General features: G+C 73.2%; 18 protein-coding genes. 6 read left to right on the top strand and 12 right to left on the bottom strand.

From position 1 onward, the window contains the following. Positions 1-34 precede the first annotated feature (34 nt). The 3 genes from ACH4FH_RS10135 to ACH4FH_RS10125 all read left to right on the top strand — a co-directional run bounded on the left by ACH4FH_RS10135 (position 35) and on the right by ACH4FH_RS10125 (position 3,371). Entirely contained in the window at positions 35-706 is a 672-nt protein-coding gene (locus ACH4FH_RS10135) for a bifunctional DNA primase/polymerase (RefSeq protein WP_398555312.1), read from the top strand. A 158-nt stretch (positions 707-864) separates the two neighbouring features. Next, positions 865-1,740, top strand: a complete 876-nt coding sequence (locus ACH4FH_RS10130) for an ABC transporter ATP-binding protein (protein WP_398555311.1) — start codon at positions 865-867, stop codon at positions 1,738-1,740. Beyond that, entirely contained in the window at positions 1,737-3,371 is a 1,635-nt protein-coding gene (locus tag ACH4FH_RS10125) for a transporter (RefSeq protein ID WP_398555310.1), read from the top strand. Before ACH4FH_RS10130 ends, ACH4FH_RS10125 begins: the two co-directional genes overlap by 4 nt. 127 nt (positions 3,372-3,498) lie before the next feature. On the opposite strand, the gene ACH4FH_RS10120 is transcribed toward ACH4FH_RS10125, so the two are convergent. Further along, positions 3,499-4,371 (bottom strand): alpha/beta fold hydrolase, encoded by an 873-nt coding sequence (locus ACH4FH_RS10120; protein ID WP_398555309.1) that lies wholly within the window; start codon positions 4,369-4,371, stop codon positions 3,499-3,501. A 763-nt stretch (positions 4,372-5,134) separates the two neighbouring features. Continuing rightward, positions 5,135-5,827, bottom strand: coding sequence for a metal-dependent transcriptional regulator (locus ACH4FH_RS10115; RefSeq protein ID WP_393894718.1), 693 nt, complete (start codon positions 5,825-5,827; stop codon positions 5,135-5,137). A gap of 265 nt (positions 5,828-6,092) precedes the next feature. On the opposite strand from ACH4FH_RS10115, the gene ACH4FH_RS10110 reads away from it, so the two are divergent. Continuing rightward, entirely contained in the window at positions 6,093-6,860 is a 768-nt protein-coding gene (locus ACH4FH_RS10110; RefSeq protein ID WP_398555308.1) for an SIS domain-containing protein, read from the top strand. A gap of 72 nt (positions 6,861-6,932) precedes the next feature. Here the strand turns inward: ACH4FH_RS10110 and ACH4FH_RS10105 are convergent, their stop codons facing one another. Next, positions 6,933-8,492 carry a PAS domain-containing protein gene (locus ACH4FH_RS10105; protein ID WP_398555307.1) on the bottom strand — a complete coding sequence of 520 codons (1,560 nt, stop codon included), beginning with the start codon at positions 8,490-8,492 and terminating at the stop codon, positions 6,933-6,935. A 460-nt stretch (positions 8,493-8,952) separates the two neighbouring features. Beyond that, complete coding sequence (gene pdxH / locus ACH4FH_RS10100; protein WP_398555306.1) at positions 8,953-9,660, bottom strand: pyridoxamine 5'-phosphate oxidase; 708 nt, start codon at positions 9,658-9,660, stop codon at positions 8,953-8,955. A gap of 499 nt (positions 9,661-10,159) precedes the next feature. Here pdxH and ACH4FH_RS10095 point away from each other — a divergent pair, with 499 nt between their 5' ends. Beyond that, positions 10,160-11,260: a citrate synthase 2 gene (locus ACH4FH_RS10095; RefSeq protein ID WP_398555305.1), complete on the top strand. Its 1,101-nt coding sequence runs from the start codon at positions 10,160-10,162 to the stop codon at positions 11,258-11,260. A 67-nt stretch (positions 11,261-11,327) separates the two neighbouring features. Here ACH4FH_RS10095 and ACH4FH_RS10090 read toward each other — a convergent pair whose 3' ends face one another. From ACH4FH_RS10090 to ACH4FH_RS10055, 8 genes are all read right to left on the bottom strand, one after another. Next, entirely contained in the window at positions 11,328-11,957 is a 630-nt protein-coding gene (locus ACH4FH_RS10090) for a TetR/AcrR family transcriptional regulator (protein ID WP_398555304.1), read from the bottom strand. Continuing rightward, positions 11,945-12,748, bottom strand: a complete 804-nt coding sequence (locus ACH4FH_RS10085; RefSeq protein ID WP_398555303.1) for an enoyl-CoA hydratase family protein — start codon at positions 12,746-12,748, stop codon at positions 11,945-11,947. Before ACH4FH_RS10085 ends, ACH4FH_RS10090 begins: the two co-directional genes overlap by 13 nt. Continuing rightward, positions 12,748-14,334 (bottom strand): 4-coumarate--CoA ligase family protein, encoded by a 1,587-nt coding sequence (locus tag ACH4FH_RS10080; RefSeq protein ID WP_398555302.1) that lies wholly within the window; start codon positions 14,332-14,334, stop codon positions 12,748-12,750. The genes ACH4FH_RS10085 and ACH4FH_RS10080 overlap by 1 nt, the downstream gene beginning before the upstream one ends. Before the next feature lie 80 nt (positions 14,335-14,414). Beyond that, the gene (locus tag ACH4FH_RS10075) at positions 14,415-15,578 is read right to left on the bottom strand and encodes an acyl-CoA dehydrogenase family protein (protein ID WP_398555301.1); all 1,164 of its coding nucleotides are present in this window, start codon (positions 15,576-15,578) and stop codon (positions 14,415-14,417) included. Between the two features lie 65 nt (positions 15,579-15,643). Further along, the gene (locus ACH4FH_RS10070) at positions 15,644-17,554 is read right to left on the bottom strand and encodes an acetyl/propionyl/methylcrotonyl-CoA carboxylase subunit alpha (protein ID WP_398555300.1); all 1,911 of its coding nucleotides are present in this window, start codon (positions 17,552-17,554) and stop codon (positions 15,644-15,646) included. Positions 17,555-17,561: 7 nt separating this feature from the next. Then, entirely contained in the window at positions 17,562-19,160 is a 1,599-nt protein-coding gene (locus ACH4FH_RS10065; RefSeq protein ID WP_398555299.1) for an acyl-CoA carboxylase subunit beta, read from the bottom strand. Beyond that, the gene (locus tag ACH4FH_RS10060) at positions 19,157-20,920 is read right to left on the bottom strand and encodes an acyclic terpene utilization AtuA family protein (protein ID WP_398555298.1); all 1,764 of its coding nucleotides are present in this window, start codon (positions 20,918-20,920) and stop codon (positions 19,157-19,159) included. The genes ACH4FH_RS10065 and ACH4FH_RS10060 overlap by 4 nt, the downstream gene beginning before the upstream one ends. Beyond that, the gene (locus tag ACH4FH_RS10055; RefSeq protein ID WP_398555297.1) at positions 20,917-21,738 is read right to left on the bottom strand and encodes a TIGR03084 family metal-binding protein; all 822 of its coding nucleotides are present in this window, start codon (positions 21,736-21,738) and stop codon (positions 20,917-20,919) included. The genes ACH4FH_RS10060 and ACH4FH_RS10055 overlap by 4 nt, the downstream gene beginning before the upstream one ends. 384 nt (positions 21,739-22,122) lie before the next feature. Here ACH4FH_RS10055 and ACH4FH_RS10050 point away from each other — a divergent pair, with 384 nt between their 5' ends. After that, positions 22,123-22,611 carry a hypothetical protein gene (locus tag ACH4FH_RS10050; protein WP_398555296.1) on the top strand — a complete coding sequence of 163 codons (489 nt, stop codon included), beginning with the start codon at positions 22,123-22,125 and terminating at the stop codon, positions 22,609-22,611. Positions 22,612-22,791 lie beyond the last annotated feature (180 nt).

Here is a 22,791-nt window from a genome sequence, read left to right as displayed (position 1 = left end):
GTAACCCTTGGTGACAAGGGAAGTTGTCCTCTGCGTGGAAGAGACCATCAAAGTCACAGGAGCCTCGCAGATCCCCAAGCAGCGCGGCGAGCAGCTGCTCGACACTGCGGTGCGTTACGCGGAAGAACGGCATTGGGACGTGTTCCCCGGCGCATGGCTGGAGCACGACGGCGAGACACCGCGCTGCTCGTGCGGCGCCGCCGACTGCCCCGCGCCCGGCGCGCACCCCACCGCTCCCGGCTGGGCCGGCCAGGCCAGCGGCAGCGCGACGGCCGTCCGCCGCATGTGGACCAAGCAGCCGCAGGCCTCGATCCTGCTCCCGACGGGCCGGACGTTCGAGGCACTCGACGTGCCCGAGACCGCGGGCTGCCTGGCACTGGCCCGTATGGAGCGGATGGAACTGCCGCTCGGCCCGGTGACCCGCACCCCGGACCGCCGGATGCTCTTCCTCGTCCTCCCCGGAGCCGCGGTGAAGGTCCCGGCCCTCGTACGCAGCCTGGGCTGGCCGCCTGCCGCCCTGGACCTGGTGTGCCGCGGCGAGGGCGAGTACATCGCCGCGCCGCCGACCCGGGTGGGGGCCCACGGCTCGGTGCAGTGGGCGCGCCGGCCCACGGCCAGCAACCGCTGGCTGCCGGACGCGGAGGAGCTGATCAGCCCGCTGGCGTACGCCTGCGGCCGCGACGCGGCGGCGGCCCGGGGCCACTGAGACCCGGCCCCACGCCCCCGTCGGCCCCCGGGCCCGCCCCTCCGCACCGGTTGCCGCTGCGCCCGTCTCTGAACCTCCCGCGGAGCCCACCCGCCCGTATCGTGGGGCGCCGACGGGGGCAGGACCGGCCCCTGCGGGGACGTCGAAGGGCAGGACCGGTGGCCAACGAACCGGAACACACCAAGGAGCGGGCCGCAGCGGCCCCGCAGCAGACCGCACCGGGCGCCGCATCCGGCGGGCCGACCGCGCCGGGTGACGCGGCGGCGCCCGCCGTACGCATCCAGGGCCTGTGGAAGCGCTTCGGAGAGCAAGTCGCCGTCTCCGGCATCGACTTGACGCTGCCGGCGGGCCGCTTCATCGGACTCGTCGGGCCCAACGGCGCGGGCAAGACCACCACGCTGTCCATGGTGACGGGCCTGCTACGGCCGGACTCCGGACAGGTCGAGATCGGCGGCCACGACGTGTGGCAGGACCCGGTGTCCGTGAAGTCCCGGATCGGCGTCCTGCCCGAGGGGCTGCGGCTCTTCGAGCGGCTGTCCGGCCGTGAACTCCTCGGCTACATCGGCCGGTTGCGCGGACTGCCCGGCGACGAGGTCGACAAGCGGGCCGGTCAGCTGCTGGACGTCCTGGACCTCTCCGGCTCCCAGCACAAACTCGTCGTGGACTACTCGACCGGCATGCGCAAGAAGATCGGGCTGGCCGCGGCGCTGCTGCACAACCCCGAGATCCTCTTCCTCGACGAACCCTTCGAGGGCGTCGACCCGGTGTCCGCGCAGACCATCCGCGGCGTCCTGGAGCGCTACACCGCCTCCGGCGCCACCGTGATCTTCTCCAGCCACGTCATGGAACTCGTCGAGTCGCTGTGCGACTGGGTCGCCGTGATCGCCGCCGGGCGGATCCGCGCGGACGGCCCGATCGCGCAGGTGCGCGGCGCGGCACCCTCCCTGCAGGACGCCTTCCTCGAACTCGTCGGCGCAGGTGATCGTGGGGCGGCCCAGAACCTGGACTGGCTGGGCGGTGGCGGCGCCCGATGAGCACCGAATCCGCCGCGGTCGTCCGGCCGGCCGCCGCTCCTTCCCTGACCGCCGTCTTCGTCCGGCTGAAGCTGACGCTGCTGCGCAACGGGCTGCGCCAGTCGACCGGACGCACCCTGGCGTACATCGCCTCGATCGTCGTCGGCCTGCTGTTCGCGGCCGGGGCGGTGCTGGGGCTCGTCGCGCTGCGGGGCAACGCCCACGCCGGCGCGCTGGTCGTGCTGCTCACCGGGATCCTCACCCTCGGCTGGGCGGTGATGCCGCTGTTCTTCCCCACCGGCGACGAGACCCTCGACCCCACCCGGCTGGTCATGCTGCCGCTGCGGCCGCGCCCGCTGATCGTCTCGCTGCTGACCGCGTCGCTCATCGGCATCGGCCCGGTCTTCACCCTCGCCCTGGTGGTCGGCTCGGTGATCGCGGTCGCGGACGGGCCGGTCGCCGCCGCCGTCGGCGTCCTGGCGGTCGTCCTGGTGGTGCTGGTGTGCGTGTCCCTTGCGCGCGCGGTCGCCACCGCCTCGGTGCGGCTGCTGACCAGCCGCCGCGGTCGCGATCTGGCCGTCCTGAGCGGCCTGTTCATCGCCGTCGGCGCCCAGGGCGTCAATATCGCCGCCCAGAAGCTGGGGCGTCCCGACGGCCTGTCCGTACTGGAGCCGCTCGGCGACGTACTGCGCTGGGTGCCGCCGGCCTCCGCGATGAGCGCCGTGGAGGACGCGGGCCACGGGGCGTACGGGCGGGCTGCGGCCGGGCTGGCGCTGACGGCACTCGCCCTGGCCCTGCTGCTGTGGTGGTGGCAGCGGACCCTGACGACACTGATGACGTCCCCGGACTCGTCCACGCTCCAGGCCGTGGAGAAGGACAGCGCACGCCGGACCGGCACCGGCGAGCGCGGTCTCGCCCGTCTGCTGCCTGCCGGGCGCACCGGCACGGTCATGCTGCGGGCGCTGCGCTACGCGTGGCGCGACCCCAAGACGAAGATGTCGTGGGCGACCTCGCTCGCCGTCGGCCTGCTGGTGCCGTTCGTCTCGTCCGTGCAGGGCAGGGGCAGCATCTACACGGCGTTCTCGGCGTCCGCGCTGCTCGGCATGCAGATGTACAACCAGTTCGGGCAGGACACCTCGGCGTTCTGGATGGTCGCCTCGACGATCTGCACACCGCGGGACGCGTACCAGGAACTGCGGGCCCGTGCGCTGACGCTGGCCTTGGTGGCGGTCCCGTACGTGACGCTGGTCGTCATCGGCACCGCCGCCCTCATCGGCCCGTGGTCCTCCTTCATCGAGGTGTACGGGCTGTCCCTGGCCCTCCTGGGCGCGCTGCTGGCCACCGGAGCGCTGTCCTCGGCGCTCTTCCCCTACTCGATCCCCTCGGAGGGCAACAAGAACGTCGCGCCGGGGCAGGGCGCCATCGCCTGGTTCAGCCTCTTCGGCGGCCTGCTGATCGGCGCGGCGCTGAGTGCGCCGCTGCTGGCATTGACGCTCTGGCTGCATATCGCGGGGCTGCACCACCTGTTGTGGGTGCTGCTGCCGATCGGGGCGCTCTACGGGGTGGGCGTCGCGGAACTGGGCCTGCGGCTCGCCGCCCCACGGGTGGCCCGTCGACTGCCGGAAATCTTGACGGCGGTCAGCAAGGGCTGAGGGCCGGCCCTACGGGCGGTCGGCAGGGGTCGGAGGCGGGGCCGACGGGATTCGGCCCCGCCTGCCACCCGGGCGGGCCCGGGCACAGGGCCCCGCCCCACCGCCTGCGCCCGCCTGCGCCCGATGGTCAGACCGAGGGGAGGGCCTCGGCCAGGAACGGGTCGACGACTCGGCGCCAGGCGTCGGGTTGTTCCCAGGGCAGGAGATGGCCGGTGTCTGCTATTTCGGCGTAGACGCCGCCCGGGAGGACACGGACCATCTCCTGGGCCTCGGCACGGCCCAGCTCGCCGTCGAGGCCGCGGACCACGAGCGTCGGGCAGCGCACCTGGGTGAGCTCTTCCCAGTGGGCGTCATGCACCCAGGTCGCCCGGGCCGTGAGCATCTGGCGACGGGAGAAGACGGGGCGCCAGCCGTCCGCGCGCTCGGCCATCACCTCGGCGAAGAACTCGCCGCGGGCCGGCCGGGGCCGCTCCAGCGTCGGGTCGTCCTCGCCGAACCACTTGCGGACATCGGCGAGGGTGGCGAACGGCACCGGCCAGGAGCGGAACCACTCGGTCCAGTCCTGCTGCGACGCCGCCCCGAGCGCCGAGGCACGCATATCGCAGATCACCAGGGCACTGACCAGATCCGGTCGGCGGGCCGCCAACTGCCACGCCGTCAGCGCCCCCATGGAGTGGCCGATCAGGACGACGGGGGCCAGCCCGAGCTGTTCGATGGCGGCGATGGCGTCGTCGACATACGCATCGCGGTCGTACGGACCGTCAGCGGGCTTGTCGCTGCGGCCGTGGCCGCGCTGATCGAGGCCGACGGGGCGGTAACGCGCGCTCAACCACCGCGCGGTATCCGCCCAGTGCGCCGCCCGGCCCATCAGTCCGTGCAGGAGCAGGACGCCGGGTCCGCGCTCGGCCTCCCCCGCGCCGCCGATCTTGGGCGGGTCGGTGAACTCCCAGGCAGCGAGCCGTACGCCACCGGTCCCGGTCACATCGATGCGTCGCACCATGCGCCTTGGCACCCCCAATCGTCCCTCGATCAGCCCCACAGTATCGAACCTATATTCGAACGTACGGCATTCGCGCCCAAGACCCCTCGTTCGGGTGACCACGCTCAAGGATTGGCCGCGAGCGCCACGGGGAGAAATGTGGCGGGAGGCGGGCCCTACCGGGAAGGGGGCCCGTGGGAGAAGACCCTGGGAGCTCGGGGCTCCGGGTCTTGGCGGGGGGACATGGGGAGGCGGGGCCTCGGCTGCTCGCAGCGCCGGGGCCCCGACTGTCTCCCGTCGGAAGTCCTCGGAGGTCCCCACGGGAGCGGCGCACCGCGTGCGCCGGGTACGGCGGACGCGAGCGACCGATCGGACTCCGTGGACGCATCCGAGCCCCCTTCCCCGACCCGAGGGGTCGGCGCGGCGGGCGCCCTGTCCGCGTGGACGTTCAGCCGCTCAGCCGCCCGGTCCCACCCAGGTCTTACGGCGATACGCCTCGTGCCGACGTACGCCTGTGCATCAGCGCCAGCGTGGCACGAGACCGGCCGAATCGCACGGATTCGCACAAGCTCGTTCAACGGAAAAGCAGTTGCCCAGCCTTCCGGATGCCGCGTCCTCGCAGCTCAACGGGCCCCTGCGACCCGGTGGCCGTACGGAGATTTTCCGGGCCCTCGGCCCGGTGACGGAACCGTCCCGCGGACACCAGGGCGAAGGGCACGCCGGCGGAAGCCGCTACCGACGGCCCGGAACCCCTACGACAGGCCCCGACCGGGCTCCTGCCCGGTCAGCGCTTGGCGACGAAGACGTGGGAGGCGATGCCGGCGTCCAGCTCGGCGGCTTCACCGCTGCTGCCCACCAGCACTCCGCCCGGCGACTCCGTCACGCTCACCACCGCGCCCGGCTGCACGCCGGCCCTGCGCAGGGTGTACATGAGCTGGGCGTCGGCCTGGATCGGCTCGCCGATGCGGCGCACCACGACCGTCTTGCCGTCGGTCCCGGCGTCCAGGTCCGTCAGGCTCACCATGCCGGCGTCCAGGAACGGGTCGCCCCCGGCCGTCTCGCCGAGCTCCTCCAGCCCCGGGATCGGGTTGCCGTAGGGCGACTCGGTCGGATGCCGCAGCAGCTCCACGACGCGGCGCTCGACCGCCTCGCTCATCACATGCTCCCAACGACACGCCTCGGCGTGGACCTGCTCCCACTCCAGCCCGATGACGTCGACGAGCAGACACTCGGCGAGGCGGTGCTTGCGCATCACCCGGGTCGCCAGCCGCCGGCCCTCTTCCGTCAGCTCCAGGTGCCGGTCACCCGCGACCGTCAGCAGGCCGTCTCGCTCCATGCGCGCCACCGTCTGGCTGACCGTCGGGCCGCTCTGTTCGAGCCGCTCCGCGATCCGGGCGCGCATGGGGACCACACCTTCCTCTTCGAGTTCGAGGATGGTGCGGAGATACATCTCCGTGGTGTCGATCAGTCCGGACATGCGTGCCCCTCGATGTGTCGTGCGGTGGCCCTGGACTCAATTCTGACGCATCCCGGTGACAACGGTGCCTCCTCGTCCGCGCAGCGGACTTCGCGTCCGTATTGACAGGGCACTGGTCCAGACCGCAACGTGATCCGCGCCACGCTTGCCTCCCGGGCGAAAACGCCGCCCGGGGCGGGCGCGCGCAGTGGTGCGCGGTGGTGTGCGCGAGGCAGGGATGCCGGTGCGACGCTTCGATGAGACTCGACGAGAGGGGCCCGCGGCAATGGCTGAGAGCGATCGGAGCGACCGGCTGGGCGATCAGTTCTTCGATGCCGCGATCGGCCTGCTGCGGCAGGTCCGTGACGAAGAGGGCGACCGGATCGCCGCGGCCGGGCAGCTGATCGCCGACGCCGTCGCAGCGGGCGGCCGGGTCTTCTCCTTCGGCGCCGGGCACTCCTCGCTGCCGGCACAGGACACGGTCTACCGCGCCGGCGGCCTGGCGATCATGAACTTGCTGTCCGTGCCCGGCGTCGTGGGCGTCGACGTACGGCCCGCGACGCTCGGCAGCGCCCTGGAGCGGGTCGACGGTCTGGCGGGCGCGGTGCTGGACACCAGCGCGCTGGAGGCGGGCGATGTGCTGGTAATCATCTCGCTCTCCGGGCGCAACGCGCTGCCCGTGGAGATGGCGATGAACGCGCGGGCCCTCGGCATCAAGGTCATCGGCCTCACGTCGGTGGCGTACACCACGGAGACAAAGCCCCGGCACGCGTCCGGGACCTACCTCAAGGACCACTGCGACATCGTCCTGGACAGCCGCATTCCGGTCGGCGACGCGGAGTTGACGCTGCCGGGCATCGAGGCGCCGTTCGCCCCCGCCTCCACGGTCGTCACCAGCGCGATCATGCAGGCCGTGGTCGCGACGGCCGCGGGCGCGCTGGCCGAACGGGGCATCGACCCGCCGCTGCTGCGCTCGGGGAACGTCGACGGCGGTCACGAGTGGAACGGCCGGGTGATGAGCGAGTACGCGGACCGGATCTTCTACCGGCAGTGACCTCACCCGCGCGGGCCTGAGCGCGGCACGGGCCGAGGATCCCCGGCCCGGCCGAGCCCGGCCCGCCTCTGCTCAGAGCCCCCCGGCGCCCGCGAGGTCCAGTGCGGCGGCGATGCGGGCCGCGACGTCCTCGGCGTAATCCGCGTCCGCCCGGTCGAACGGGCGGCGGGCCGGGGCGCGCAGGAACGTCGCGACGCCGAGCGTGCGCCCGCGGCTGCGCAGCACCACGCACAGGCCGTGCACCGTGCCGTCCGGCCATTTGCGGGCGGCCGCCCAGCCCTCGGACGCGTCGGGGCCCGCGCTGGTACGCACCGAACCGCGCCGCTCGTACGCCTGGGCCGCCGGGTGCCCCGGCGCGTACGCCACCGGAATGCCTGTCGCGGGGACGGCCTCGGAGGGGCCGGGGGAACCCGCTGGGGAGGCCAGGGTCCGCACCAGCCGAGGCGGGTCGCCCCACCGCGGGCGCCCGACGGCGCCGGCCGGCTCGTCGGCGCCGTCCTCGGCCGCGCTCGTGTCGGCGCTCCAGTCCGCCGCGTCCTCGTCGACCGTTCCGTACGGCGCCGGGGCCGGGGGCCCGGCGAGGTCGACCAGGCCGTGGTCGGCGAAGCCCGCCAGGGCGAAGTCGAGGTGGACGGCGGCGGCCTCGGTCGGGTCCGGGCACTCGGCGGCCGCGCGGCCCGCGCGGTGCAGCTGCTGGGCGCGGAAGCGCAGCAGGGAGTTCTCCTGCTCGGCCCGCTTGGCCTCGGTGACGTCCTGGAAGAGCCAGGCCACGCCCAGTGGCACCGGTTCCTCCGCGAGCGGGGAGGCGAGGCGGACGAAGCCGCTGCGCCAGCACCGGCGGGGCAGGTCGGCCTCCTCCGAGCGCAGCGTCACCCACAGCTCGGCGGCGGCCGGCGGCGCGCCCTCGGCGAGGACGTGCTGCAGCGCGCTCTCCAGTTCCTCCACTCCCTGCGCGAGCAGGTCGGCCAGGGGGCGGCCCAGCAGGGCGGTGCGTCCCACGCCCAGGACGCGGGCGGCGTGGGCGTTGACGGCGGCGGGCCGCAGATCGGCGTCCACCAGCACCACGCCCCAGGACGCGTCCTCGAAGAGCGCCTCGCTGAGGGCGATGGACCGCTCCAGGTCGATCTGGGTGTGCACCTCGCTGAAGGCGCAGTACACGCCGGCGACCCGGCCGTCGCCGCCACGGACCGCCGAGGACTGGGTGCGGACGAGGACGCGGTGGCCGTCCTTGGTGAGGAGGGCGAATTCGTGTACCTGGCGGCCCCGGGAGCGCATCGCGGTCGCGAGGACCGCGTCGATCTCGTCGCTGTCCTCCTGGCGGACCGCCCAGCCGGACAGGCCCGGACGTCCGACGGCCTCCTCGGTCGTCCAGCCCAGGATCCGCTCGGCCTCCTGATTCCAGTGGGTGACCGTGCCGTCGGCCGCGAAGGCGACCAGGGCCGCGTCCATGCCGTCCAGGAGGGCCGCGAGCAGTCCGGAGTCGTCGTTGCGCGGTGGCCGGCCGGAGTCGTCGGCGGGGCCGGCGGGCGGCTGGCCCCCGCCCCCGCCTGGAGCCGTCTGCGGCTCGTCCGCGCGACCGGACGACGCGGCGTCGGCGCGGTGATCGGACGACGAAGCTGACGAAGCAGTCACTGGCACCCCTTACGAACGCGGCCGCACGTGCTGCACCTGGACTCATTCAACTGGAACGTGACCCAGCACACACCCCATTCCCGGAAATCGTTGCTTCAGGGAAATTCGGTTGTGCGCGCCGGGACCGGTTCCTAATGTGTTGAGCACACGAGAAGGGAGGTGGTTCGGCCAATGATTTCGCACCGGACGCGTGAGGTGGCTGCGGGCTAGCGGCCCGTCGCTTCACCAATGCAGCGCCGGACCAGCGCATTCTGCAGATGCGCAGCCGGCCAATCCCAAGCAGTCACCCGACCCGCGGGCTGCCGGTTCGTCCGACCGGCCCTTCGCGCCACCGAGCGCGGGGGAAGCAGCCCGCGGGTCGTCTGCGTGTGGCGGCGGTCGCGGGACGCGATCGCCGCGTGCCCTCCGGCGCACCTCCGCCGCGCACGGCCCCCGCGCCGGCGGCCCGAGCGGCAGCGGCTCAGGGCGCCAGCCTCTCCATACGCCACGACCACGCCCCGCCGCCTTCGGACCCCTCGCGTACGTACCGCAGCCGGTCGTGCAGCCGGTTGTGCCGGCCCTGCCAGAATTCCGCCGTTTCCGCGGTGACGCGATAGCCGCCCCAGTGCGGCGGCGCGGGCACCTGCTCGCCTTCCGGATAACGCGCCGCCAATTGTTCGTAGGACCGCTCCAGTTCGGCGCGCGAAGCCACCGTCGAGGACTGGTCGCTGGCCCAGGCGCCCAGCTGGGAGCCGTGCGGGCGGGTACGGAAGTAGGCGGCGGTCTCGTCCCGGCCGATGCGTGCCGCGGTGCCGTTCACGATGACCTGGCGGGCGAGGGCGTGCCAGGGGAACAGCAGCGAGACATGGGGATTTTCGGCCAAGTCGCGGCCTTTGCGGCTGGTGTAGTTCGTGAAGAAGACGAAGCCGCGTTCGTCGAAGGCCTTCAGCAGGACCGTCCGCGAACTCGGGCGGCCCGCGGCATCCGCGGTCGAGACGACCATCGCGTTGGGTTCGTGCAGGCCGGCGGCGGTCGCTTCCTTGAACCAGTACGCGAATTGCTCGTACGGACTGGCGGCGAGATCGGACTCGGCGAGTCCCTCCGCGCGGTAGTGCGCGCGCATGGACGAGGGATCGGGGTTCAGGGGAGAGGGCGTGTCGGCGGAGTGCACGGCCTCATCTTGCAGCATTCGGCCCAGCCCGGTCAGCCGGGAGCGGGGAAGTCTGCCCCTCGTCGACGGGCCGTAACCCTCCCGTCGGCGAATCGCCCAGTGTGCCGGATCTCACGCTCTCCCGCAGGTGACGAACCCGCCAAAATCATCGGTCCGGCCACTGTGGCCTTCGAACATCGGGAGCTATCGTGTCCGGCCTGAAGGGACGTACCGCTGCCCTGAAGAGACCCCGTCGGAAACGCGATGCACCAGACCAGCGCTCCCGGCGCGAAAGATCCACCGCAACGCACCGCACACACCCGTAACGCACCACCTCGCACCTGGCCGCCCGCGGCCCGACCCACCGCCGGCGGAACCGTCGCGTGACCTCTGCCCTGGCGGGGCATCACCGGGGTGACCGGAACGGACCGCGAGCTGCCCGGCGCAGCCGCGTAACCGCCCGGCACCGCATACCAGACTCGACCGCACGGCATTCGGTCACCGGCCGCATGCCGTCCCCATCTTGAGGAGCCGCCTGATGTCCGACTTCGTACCCGGACTCGAGGGAGTCGTCGCGTTCGAGACGGAGATCGCCGAACCGGATAAGGAAGGCGGCGCGCTCCGCTACCGCGGGGTCGACATCGAAGATCTCGTCGGGCACGTGTCCTTCGGGAACGTCTGGGGGCTGCTGGTCGACGGGGCGTTCAACCCCGGCCTGCCGCCCGCCGAGCCGTTCCCGATCCCGGTGCATTCCGGTGACATCCGGGTCGATGTCCAGTCCGCGCTCGCGATGCTCGCGCCCGTGTGGGGCCTGAAACCGCTGCTGGACATCGACGAGCGGACCGCCCGCGACAACCTTGCCCGCGCCGCCGTCATGGCGCTGTCGTACGTCGCCCAGTCTGCGCGCGGGCAGGGCCTGCCGATGGTGCCGCAGCGGGAGATCGACAAGGCCGACACCGTCGTGGAGCGCTTCATGAAGCGCTGGCGCGGGGAGCCCGACCCCAAGCACGTCAAGGCCGTCGACGCCTACTGGACCTCCGCCGCCGAGCACGGCATGAACGCCTCGACATTCACCGCCCGGGTCATCGCCTCCACCGGCGCCGACGTGTCGGCCGCGCTGTCCGGGGCGGTGGGCGCGATGTCCGGCCCGCTGCACGGCGGCGCCCCCTCCCGGGTCCTCGGCATGATCGAGGAGATCGAGCGGACCGGCGACGCGGACGCGTACGTCCGGCAGGCGCTGGACAAGGGCGAGCGTCTGATGGGCTTCGGGCACCGCGTCTACCGCGCCGAGGACCCGCGGGCGCGCGTGCTGCGGCGGACCGCCAAGGAACTGGACGCGCCGCGCTTCGAGGTCGCCGCGGCGCTGGAGAAGGCCGCGCTGGACGAGCTGCACAGCCGCCGCCCCGACCGGGTGCTCGCCACCAACGTCGAGTTCTGGGCGGCCATCGTGCTGGACTTCGCGGAGGTCCCGGCGCACATGTTCACGTCGATGTTCACCTGCGCCCGTACGGCCGGCTGGAGCGCGCACATCCTGGAGCAGAAGCGGACCGGCCGGCTGGTGCGGCCGTCGGCCCGCTATGTGGGGCCCGCCGCGCGCAGCCCGCGGGAGATCGTCGGCTTCGACGACATCGCTCGCTGAGCCGACCGGTTCCCGCCCCGCGGCGGTGATCGACGCGGTCCCGGCTCCGGCCGGGGCCGCCTGCCCGCTACCCGGCGGGGTTCAGCGCCTCGTCGATGATCTTCGCCCACTGCTCCACGACGCGGTCGCGGCGGCCCGCGTCGTCCGTCAGGAGGTTGGCGAGGCCCAGGCCGCGCGCCATGTCCAGCAGTCCCTGCACGGTCTCGCGGACGCCCGGGACGCTCTCGTCGGCCTCCAGCAGCGCCACCGCGGTGCGGTGCGCCTCGCGGCCCACCCGGGCCTCCAGCGCCGTGACCCGCTCGCGCAGCTGGTCCTCGTCGGAGGCCGCGACCCACAGGTGGAGCGCGGCGCGGAACAGCGGGCCGGTGTAGAGGCCGACGATTTCCTCGACGATGATCCAGGTGCGGGCGACCGAACCGGCGGGCGGCAGATTGTGCGCCACGGCCTTCAGAGCACCCTGGCGCTTCTCGGCGACATGTTCGACGGCCGCCGTGAAGAGGTCCTCGCGGGTGCGGAAGTGGTGCTGCGCGGCGCCCCGGGAGACGCCCGCCCGCTCGGCGACGACGGAGACCGTGCTGCCGCTCCAGCCGCGCTCCGCCAGGCAGGAGATGGCGGCCTCCAGCAGCTTGAGGCGGGTGGCGCGGCTGCGCTCCTGCTGGGGCTGCTTGGCGCCGCGGGCCGGCGTCACGGCGCCCATACCGGCGCCCTGCGCTCCAGGAAGGCCGTCATGCCCTCGCGGGCCTCGGCGGAGCCGAACAGCCGCGCGGAGGTCTCGGCGAGGGCGTCGGTGTCCCGGTCGAAGGCGCGCAGCACCTCCGCGGTGACCAGCTTCTTGGACTCGGCGAGCCCTTGCGGGGAGCCCTTGCGCAGCCCGTCGAGGACGGGCGCGAGGCCGGCGTCCGCGTCGTCCGCCGCCAGCGTGACCAGTCCGATCCGGGCCGCCTCCGCCGCGCCGAACTTCTCGCCGGTCAGGTAGTAGCGGCCGGCCGCGCGCGCGTCCAGGCGGCTCAGCAGGGGCAGGGAGATGACGGCGGGGGCGAGGCCGAGCCGTGCCTCGGTGAAGGCGAAGGTGGCGTCCGGTCCCGCCACCGAGATGTCGCAGGCACCGAGCAGACCGAGGCCGCCCGCCCGGACGTGGCCGGTGACGCGGGCGACGACTGGCTTGGGCAGCTCCACGAGGGTGCGCAGCAGCCCGGCGAGGCCGAGCGGGGCGGCCGTCGGGGCATCGGTTGCGGTGGCTTCGGTGAGGTCGGCGCCCGCGCAGAACGTGGTGCCCGTGTGGCACAGGAGCACCGCGCGGATGGCGCCGGACGCGGCCGCTTCTGCCAGCGCGGTGCGCAGCTCGGCGACCAGCCGGGCGGAGAGCGCGTTGCGGTTGTGCGGCGAGTCCAGGGTGAGGGTGGCGATGCCGCGCTCGTGCGTGACCCGTACGAGGGGCTCGGGCGGGGCGGCGGCGCCGTGCCCCGCGTCCGTGGTGGCGTCGGTCATCAGGCCGTCGAGCTCCTTTCCCTGGCGCGCAGTTCGCGCCGCAGGATCTTGCCGGTGGCGGCGCGCGGCACGCTGTCGAGGAACTCCACGCGGCGCACTTTCTTGTACGGGGCGACCTGACCGGCAACGTACGCGATGACGTCGTCCTCGCTCAGTTCGACCCCCTGCTGCCGGACGACGAACGCCTTGGGCACCTCGTTGCCGTCGTCGTCGAGGACTCCGATGACGGCCGCGTCGGCGATGGCGTCATGGGTGAGCAGCAGGGCTTCGAGGTCGGCGGGGGCGACCTGGTAGCCCTTGTATTTGATCAGCTCCTTGACGCGGTCGACGACGTACAGCCAGCCGTCGTCGTCCACCCGCCCGACGTCGCCGGTGCGCAGCCATCCTTCGGCGTCGATCATCGCGTCGGTCTCGGCGGGCCGCCCCAGGTAGCCCTTCATCACCTGCGGGCCGCGGATGAGGATCTCGCCGCTGCCGCCCGCCCGGAGGTCGTCGCCGGTCTCCAGGGAGACGATGCGCATCTCGGTGTTGGGGACGAGCTTGCCGACGGCGCCCGGTGGCGGCCGGTGCGCGTCCAGGGGCACGACGTGGGTGCCGGGCGAGAGTTCCGTCATCCCGTATGCCTGCATGACGGGTGGCAGCCCCAGCCGCCGGGAGCACGCCACCGCGAGTTCGGCGTCCAGGGGCGCCGCGGCACTGACGAGGTACTGGAGGGAGGACAGGTCGTAGCGGGCGACGAGGGGATGCTTGGCGAGCGCGAGCACGATCGGCGGTGCGACGTACACGGCGGTGATGCGGTGGTCGGCGATCGCGGCCAGGAACTGCCGGAGGTCGAAGCGGGGCAGCACGACGACAGTGGAGCCGTTGCGCAGCGGGGCGTTCATCAGGGCGGTGAGACCGTAGATATGAAAGAAGGGCAGCACCGCCAGGACCCGGTCGTCGGGTCCGCTGCTGATCAGCGGGTCGAGCTGGGCGAGGTTGGTGGCGATGCTGCGATGGGTGAGCATCACGCCCTTGGGGGCACCGGTGGTGCCGGAGGAGTACGGGAGCACGGCGAGGTCTTCCGCCGGGTCGAGGGCGACGGACGGCTCCGGGGCGGTGGAGGCCAGCAGGTCCACGACGGAGCGGTGGCCCTCGGCCCGGTCGCAGACGAAGATCTCCGCGATGCCGCCCACCCGGCGTGCGGCGCCGCGTGCGGTGTCCAGCAGCGCCGAGACCGTGACGATCCAGCGGGCCCCGCTGTCGCGCAGCTGGGTGGTGAATTCCCCCTCGGTGGCGAGTGGGTGGACGGTGGTGACGGCCGCCCCGCAGCGCGAGGCGGCGTGGAAGACGGCCGGGAAGACGACGGTGTTCGGGCTGTGCAGGGCCAGTACGTCGCCCTTGCGGACGCCGGCCTCGGCGAGGCCGGCCGCGATCCGGCGGGTGGCGTGGTCGAGCTGCGCGTGGCTGAACGTGGTGCCGTCGACGCCGTCGATCAGCGCGGGGTGGTCACCGTACGCCGCGGCCCGCCCGAGGACGGCCTCGTGGATCGGCAGCTCGACGGGCGCGATGTCGGCGTAGGGGCTGTGGAACACGTGGAACACCATGACCGGTCCTTCCGTGCGACGGTGGGCGGCGGTGCGACGGTGCGGGTGCGGGGCGGCGCTCGAAGGTGCCGCGCCGGACCTCAGTAGGACTTGGGCAGGCCCAGCGACTGGTGCGAGACGAAGTTGAGGATCATCTCGCGGCTGACCGGCGCGATCCTGGCCACCCGCGCGGCGGTGATCATCGAGGCGAGGCCGTACTCGTGGGTGAGTCCGTTGCCGCCGAGGGTGTGCACGGCCTGGTCGACGGCGCGCACCGCGGCCTCGGCTGCCGCGTACTTGGCCATGTTGGCGGCCTCGCCCGCGCCCATGTCGTCGCCCGCGTCGTAGAGGTGCGCGGCCTTCTGCATCATCAGCCGGGCCAGTTCCAGTTCGATATGGGCCTGGGCGAGCGGGTGCGCCACGGCCTGGTGGGCGCCGATGGGCTCCTTCCAGACCTGGCGGGTGCGGGCGTAGTCGACGGCCCGGTCGAGGGCGTAGCGGCCCATGCCGACGGCGAACGCGGCGGTCATGATGCGCTCGGGGTTGAGGCCGGCGAACAGTTGCAGCAGCCCCGCGTCCTCGTCGCCGACCAGGGCGTCGGCCGGCAGCCGCACCTCGTCCAGCGTCAGCTCGAACTGCTTCTCCGGGGCGGCCAGTTCCATCCGGATGGGGCTGCGGCCGAAGCCGGGGGTGTCGCGCGGGACGATGAACAGGCACGGTTTGAGGCGGCCGGTCCTGGAGTCCTCGGTGCGGCCGACGATCAGGGTCGCGTCGGCGATGTCCACCCCGGAGATGAAGACCTTGCGCCCGTTGAGGACCCACTCGTCACCGTCGCGGCGGGCGGTGGTGGTGATGCGATGCGAGTTGGAGCCGGCGTCCGGCTCGGTGATGCCGAAGGCCATCTTGCGGGTGCCGTCGGCCAGGCCGGGCAGCCAGGTCCGCTTCTGCTCCTCGGTGCCGAAGCGGGCGATGACCGTGCCGCAGATGGCGGGTGACACGACGAGCATCAGCAGCGGGCAGCCGGCGGCGCCCAACTCCTCCAACACGAGGGAGAGTTCGACTATGCCGCCACCTCCCCCGCCGTGCTTCTCGGGGAGGTTGACGCCGAGGTAGCCGAGCTTGGCGGCCTCCGCCCACAATTCGTCGGTGTGCTTTCCCTCGGCGACGACCTGCGCGAAGTACGCCCGGCCGTAGCGCTTGCCGAGCGCGGCGACGGCGTCCCGCAGGGCGCGTTGTTCCTCGGTCTCGATCACAGGGTTGCTCATGACGGCTCCTTGTGCGGTGGGTGAGGGTCGTGCGGGCGGGGCGCGCGGACGCGCGCTCGCGGCGTTCAGTCCGTGACGACGGCGAGCAGGGCGCCCACCTCGACCTGCTGGCCGGTGCGGACCGGCAGCGTCGTGAGGGTGCCGGCGGCCGGCGCGGTGATCTTGTGCTCCATCTTCATCGCCTCCAGCCACAGCAAGGGCTGGCCGGCGGTGACCCGGTCGCCCTCGGCGAGGCCCGGCGCGAGGCGCACGACCGTGCCCGGCATCGGGGCGAGCAGCGAGCCGGGTTCCGTGCGCGCGGTGGGGTCGGGGAAGCGGGGCAGGACGGTGAAGGCGTACGCGCCGAGCGGGGAGTCGACATGGATCCGGTCGCCGTAGCGGGCGATGCCGAACTCCCTTCGCAGGCCGTCGACTTCGAGGACGACGCGGTCCGGGCCGAGGGTGTGCAGCCGTACGCCGGGGTAGTCCTCGGCCCGCAGCCCGTCGCGGCCGAGCCGGTAGCGGACCTCGTGGGCGACGCTGTCGCCGCCCTCACCCCGGTAGGTCTTCGTCTGCGGCGGCGAGGCGAGGTTGCGGAAACCGCCGAAGCGGGAGCGGCCGTGCGTGTCGGCGAGCGCGGCGGCCAGCGCCGAGAGCCCCTCCCGGGAGAGCCGGGTGGCGTCGCGCGCGGTCAGTTCGCCGAGGTGACGGTCGTAGAAGCCGGTGTCGAGGCGGGCGGCCACGAAGTCCGGGTGGCGCAGCGAGCCGACGAGCAGGTCGCGGTTGGTGACCGGGCCGTGGATGCGCGCCCGCTCCAGAGCGTGCGCGAGGCGGCGTACGGCCTCGGCGCGGGTGGGCGCCCAGGCGATGACCTTGGCCAGCATCGGGTCGTAGTGGACGCCGATGGTGTCGCCGTCGGTGACCCCGGAGTCGAGCCGGACGTCGCCGGGGACACGGAAGTGGTGCAGCGTGCCGGTCTGCGGCTGCCAGTCGTGTGCCGGGTCCTCCGCGTACAGCCGGGCCTCGACCGCGTGGCCGGTGGGCGCCGGGGGCTGCGGCTCCAGCGCCTGCCCTTCGGCGACACGGAGTTGGAGGGCGACCAGGTCGACCCCGTGGACCGCCTCGGTGACGGGGTGTTCGACCTGGAGGCGGGTGTTCATCTCCAGGAAGTACGGCTGCCCGTCGCCGGCGAGCAGGAACTCGACGGTGCCGGCGCCCCGGTAGCCGATCGCGCGGGCCGCTTCGGTGGCGGAGGCGTGCAGGGCGCCGCGCAGCGCGTCGTCCAGGCCGGGGGCCGGGGCCTCCTCGATGACCTTCTGGTGGCGGCGCTGGAGAGAGCAGTCACGCGTGCCCAGCGCCCAGACCGTGCCGTGCGCGTCGGCGAGGATCTGGACCTCGACGTGCCGGCCCTCGACGACGTACGGCTCCAGGAAGACCTCGCCGTCGCCGAAGGCGGAGGCCGCCTCGGCGGCTGCCGCGGCCAGGGCGTCCGGCAGCTCCTCCGGCGTGCGCACGATCCGCATGCCGCGGCCGCCGCCGCCCGCGGCCGCCTTGATCAACAGCGGCAGGTCGGCCGCGGTGACCTCGTCGGGGGCGAGGGGGGCGAGCAGCGGCACCCCTGCCCCGGCCATCAGCTCCTTGGCCCGGGTCTTGGAGGCCATGGCCTCGATGGCGGCGGGTGGCGGTCCGATCCACCGCAGCCCGGCGTCGGTGACCGCCGCGGCGAACCCGGCGTTCTCGGAGAGGAAGCCGTAGCCGGGGTGGACGGCGTCCGCGCCGGCCGCGAGCGCGGCCTTCACGATGAGGTCGCCGCGCAGGTAGGTGTCGGCGGGCGCGTCGCCGGGCAGGCGCACGGCCGCGTCGGCCTCGCGGACGTGCGGGGCGTCGGCATCCGCGTCTGAGTGCACGGCGACCGTCGCCATGCCCAGTTCGCGGCAGGTCCGAAAGACCCGGCGGGCGATTTCGCCGCGGTTGGCGACAAGTACCGAAGAGATCATTCCTGCCTCACATCCGGAAGATGCCGAAGCCGCCGCGCGCGCCCTCGACCGGGGCGGTGTGCAGGGCGGACAGGCACAGGCCGAGGACGGTGCGGGTGTCGCGGGGGTCGATGACGCCGTCGTCGTAGAGCCGCCCGGACAGGAACATCGGCAGCGACTCGGACTCGATCTGCTGCTCGACCATGGCCCGCAGCCCGGCGTCCGCCTCGTCGTCGTAGGGCTGCCCCTTGGCGGCGGCAGAGGCGCGGGCGACGATCGACAGCACACCGGCGAGCTGCTGCGGTCCCATGACGGCGGATTTGGCGCTCGGCCAGGAGAAGAGGAAGCGCGGGTCGTAGGCCCTGCCGCACATGCCGTAGTGGCCCGCGCCGTAGGAGGCGCCCATCAGGACGCTCAGGTGCGGCACCTTCGAGTTCGACACCGCGTTGATCATCATCGCGCCGTGCTTGATGATGCCGCCCTGCTCGTACTCCTTGCCGACCATGTAGCCGGTGGTGTTGTGCAGGAACAACAGCGGGATGTCCCGCTGGTTCGCCAACTGGATGAACTGGGCGGCTTTCTGGGATTCCTCGCTGAACAGCACGCCCTGCGCGTTGGCGAGGATGCCGACCGGGTAGCCGTGCAGCTCGGCCCAGCCGGTGGCCAGGCTCGGCCCGTACAGCGGCTTGAACTCGTCGAAGTCCGAGCCGTCGACGATCCGGGCGATGACCTCGCGCGGGTCGAACGGCGCCTTGAGGTCACCGGGCACGATGCCCAGCAGCTCCTCCTCGTCGTACTTCGGCGGTGCCGCGAGCGCCGGATCGGCGTGCGCCTTGCGCCAGTTGAGGCGGGCGATGACGCGGCGGGCCTGCCGCAGCGCGTCCGGTTCGTCGGTCGCGAAGTAGTCCGCGAGACCGGAGGTGCGGGCGTGCATCTCGGCGCCGCCCAGCGACTCGTCGTCGCTCTCCTCACCCGTCGCCATCTTCACCAGCGGCGGCCCGCCGAGGAAGACCTTGGCGCGCTCCTTCACCATGATGACGTGGTCGGACATCCCGGGGACGTACGCGCCGCCCGCGGTGGAGTTGCCGAAGACCACCGCGACGGTCGGGATGCCGGCCGCCGACAGCCGGGTGAGGTCCTTGAACAGCGCCCCGCCCGGAATGAAGATCTCCTTCTGGCTGGGCAGATCGGCGCCGCCGGACTCGACGAGGGAGACGACCGGGAGCCGGTTGGCGTACGCGATCTCGTTGGCCCGCAGCGCCTTCCTCAGCGTCCAGGGGTTGCTGGCCCCGCCCCGTACCGTCGGGTCGTTGGCGGTGATCAGGCACTCCACGCCTTCGATGACGCCGATGCCGGTGACCAGCGACGCGCCCACGGTGTACTCGCTGCCCCAGCCCGCGAGCGGCGACAGCTCCAGGAACGGGGTGTCGGGATCGAGCAGCAGCTCCACCCGCTCACGGGCCGGCAGCTTGCCGCGCCCCCGGTGGCGGGCGAGGTACTTCTCGCCGCCGCCCGCGAGTGCCTTGCCGTGTTCGGCCTCGACCTCCGTCAGCTTCGCGAGCATCGCCGTACGACGCTCCGCGTACTCGGCACTCGCCGGGTCGATCCCGGTCGCGAGCACGGTCACAGCAACACCTCCGGTATCTCCATGTGCCGCGCGCGCAGCCACTCCCCCACGGCCTTGGCCTGCGGATCGAAGCGGGCCCGCGACGCGACGCCCTCGCCCAGCAGGCCCCCGACGACGAAGTTCAGCGCCCGCAGCCGGGGCAGCAGATGCCGGTCGACCGGCAATTCGGCGGTCTCCGGCAGGAGTTGACGGAAGCGGTCGACGGTCAGCTCGTGTGCCAGCCAGCGCCACGCCTCTTCGGTCCGGGCCCACACCCCGACGTTCGCCGCACCGCCCTTGTCCCCGCTGCGCGCGCCGACGACCAGGCCGAGCGGTGCCCGACGGGTCGGCAGCGTCGCATCGAGCGGTTCGGGCAGCGGCGGGTCCGCGAGGCGTTCGCACTCCCTCGTGCGTTCCGCGGGCGGGACGGCGACCCGGGTGCCGTCCGGCAGCACCGCGGTGTGCGGCACGTCGGCCGCGTTCACCGCCACCGCCTCGAAGACGCCGTACGGTTCGCCCTTGCCGGGCGGCGCGGTGACATGGAAGCCCGGGTAGCTCGCCAGCGCCAGTTCGATCGCGGCGCCGCTGACGACCCGGCCCACCGCGTCCTGGTCGGGGTCGCGCACCACCATCCGCAGCAGCGCGCTCGCCTCCTCCTGCACGTCGGCGTCCGCGTGGTCGGTCCGGGCCAGCGTCCAGCGCACCTCGGCCGGGCGCCGGTCATGGGCGTCTAGGGCGGCGTCCATCTGGTCGCGGACGAGTTGGGCCTTGGCCGCCACGTCCAGGCCGGTCAGCACGAACGTCACCTCGTTGCGCCAGCCGCCCAGGCGGGTCAGTCCGGTCTTCAGCGTCGGCGGCGGCGCCTCGCCCCGCACGCCTTCGATACGCACCCGGTCCTGCCCCTCGTCCACCAGGCGCACGGTGTCCAGCCGCGCGGTGACATCGGGCCCCGCGTAGCGCGCGCCCTGGGTCTCGTACAGCAGTTGGGCGGTGACCGTGCCCGCCGTGACCGCGCCGCCGGTGCCCGGGTGCTTGGTGATCACCGAGCTGCCGTCGGCGGCGATCTCGGCGAGCGGGAAGCCGGGCCGCAGCAGGTCGTGCGCGCCGAAGAAAGAGTAGTTGCCGCCGGTGGCCTGGGTGCCGCACTCCAGGACGTGCCCGGCGACGACGGCCCCGGCAAGCCGGTCCAGGTCCTGTGCGTGCCAGCCGAAGTGTGCCGCGGCGGCGCCGCTGACCAGGGCGGCGTCGGTGACCCTGCCGGTCACCACCACCTCGGCGCCGGCCCGCAGGCACGCCGCGATCCCGCCTCCGCCGAGGTAGGCGTTGGCGGTCAGCACGCCGTCGCCCCAGCCTCCGACGAGGGCCTCCGACGCGCTCCGGTCCAGGGAGGAGCCTCGCGCCAGCAGATCGTCCCCCTCGACATGCGCGACCCGTACGGGCACGCCGACCTTGTGCGCCAACTCCCTTACCGCGTCGGCGAGTCCGGCCGGGTTCAGACCGCCCGCGTTGGTGACGATCCGCACCCCGCGTGCCACGGCCAGGGCCAGGGTCTCCTCCAGCTGCCGCAGAAAGGTCCTGGCATAGCCGCGCGCGGGGTCCTTCAGCCGCTCCCGGCCGAGGATCAGCATGGTCAGTTCGGCGAGATAGTCGCCGGTCAGGACGTCCAGCGGGCCTCCTGTGAGCATCTCGCGGACGGCGTCGAACCGGTCGCCGTAGAAGCCGGAGGCATTGCCGATCCGCAGCACGCCCGCGTCGGCACCGGGCGGCGCCGCGGGGCTCACGCGCCGCCCCCGCCGGCGCCCGTGGCCGCGGGACCGGACGGCGCGCGGCCCTTCCCGGGCGGTCCGGCGAACGCCTGGGCAATGCCCAACCAGCGTTCCGCTTCGGCCCCTTGGGCGCGCACGCTCGGTACGTCGGCACGGTGCGCCCGCTGCGTCACCAGCAGGCAGAACTCCAGCGCGTCCCCGGTCACCCGCTGGGTGGCGTCCGGCGGCCCGTAGGCCCAGACCGTCCCGTCCGGCGCCCGCAGTTCGACCCGGAAGTCGTCCTCGGGCGGCGTGAGGCCGTGGGCGGCGTAGGAGAAGTTGCGGGCCCGCACGCCGATTCGGGCGACGTGCCGCAGCCGGACGGTGGGAGCGCGCCGCACGCCGAGCGCGTCGGCGATGTCCTGGCCGTGCGCCCAGGTCTCCATCAGCCGACCCGTGGCCATCGACGCGACGCTCATCGGCGGGCCGTACCAGGGCAGTTTCTCGCCGTCCGGGCGCTCGGCGAGTGCCGTCGCCAGCGCCTCGCGGCCCGCCCGCCAGTCCGCGAGCAGCTCCGCGGGCGGCGCCTGCGCCCCGGCCTCCGCGGCCTCGTCGACGAAGGTCAGCGGCGCGGCGAGGGCCTCCTGCGCGGCCCGCAGAAAGCCGTCGGGGTCGGTGGCCGAGCGCAAAGCCTGCCGGTCGGTCCAGGCCAGATGGGCGATCTGGTGGGCGAGGGTCCAGCCGTCCGCGGGGGTGGGGGTGGCCCACTGCCCCGCGGGGAGCGCGCCGACGATGGCGTCCAGCTCCTCGCTCTCGGCCCTGAGATCCGCCAGTACGGCGCCGGGATCGGACACGCGGCACTCCCCTCCTCGGCCCGACTGCCGTGACGGCGGGGCACGTTGGCATGCGTCGCAGGCCGCTGCGGAGTGCCGCGGCCGTACGGGTGCGGTGTGGTGCGGTGCGCTCCGAGCGTGGCAGCGTCGACAGAAACAATCAAGCACGCCTGCATGATTTTCTCCTCGGCACCACCGCCAAGTCGGTGAAGCGACCACCACCGCCAAGTCGGTGAATAAGGCGCGCCGACCGGTGAGCGGGGGCGCAGCCGGACAGATCTATAGGGGACCGCTCTCGTACCTCTCGGCCCTCTCGACCCGTCTCGCTCTCTCGCCCTCTCTGCCCCTCTCTCGACCCCCTCGTTCCACGTCGTGCGTGTTCCACGGAAGGACACCCGAGCCGCGATGCGCGCCACCGCACTGACCCTCTCCGCAGCCACCGTCGCCGCCCTGCTCGCCTGCGGCGCGACCCCGGCCGCCGGCGCCACGGCGCACCCCGCCCCCTCCCTCGCCACGCGGCTGCTCGACCGGCCGCGGATCGTCACGGTGCAGGGCGAGCTGAACGGCCTGACCGCGAGGTGCCCGGCCGGCTCCTATGTGACCAGCGGCGGCTTCGAGATCTCCGGCTACGAGATCGAGCAGACCGTCACCGCCTCCCACCCCACCGCCGCGGGCGACGGCTGGGTGGTCAGCGCCGACTCGATCAACCCGGAACTGCTCAAACAGCTGGAGGTCATCCAGGCCAAGCAGGACGCCGTGGAGAACGCCACGACCGACGCACAACGCGACGCCGCGCAGAAGGAATTGGAGGAGGCGCAGAAGGTCGCGTACAACATGCCGCAGCGCGCCCCGGTCAGCGGCACGGTCCACGCGCTCTGCTCCACCGGCACCTGAGCCGGCGCGCCGGAACGCCCGGGGCGGGACCGAGTGCGACGGGTCGCGACATCGTGCTCCCGCCGCTTCCCGCTCCGCCCCGTCACCCGGTGCGTTGCCGGTGACCGGCCTGTCCGTCGTGGTAGAGGGAGAGAGGCGGCACCGGGCGGCTGCCCTGGGCCGGTCCCCGGCCGCCGCGGA

Source organism: Streptomyces sp. NPDC017993 (genome assembly GCF_044328065.1).
GTDB lineage: Bacteria > Actinomycetota > Actinomycetes > Streptomycetales > Streptomycetaceae > Streptomyces.
This window is presented reverse-complemented; position numbering and strand designations above follow the sequence as displayed.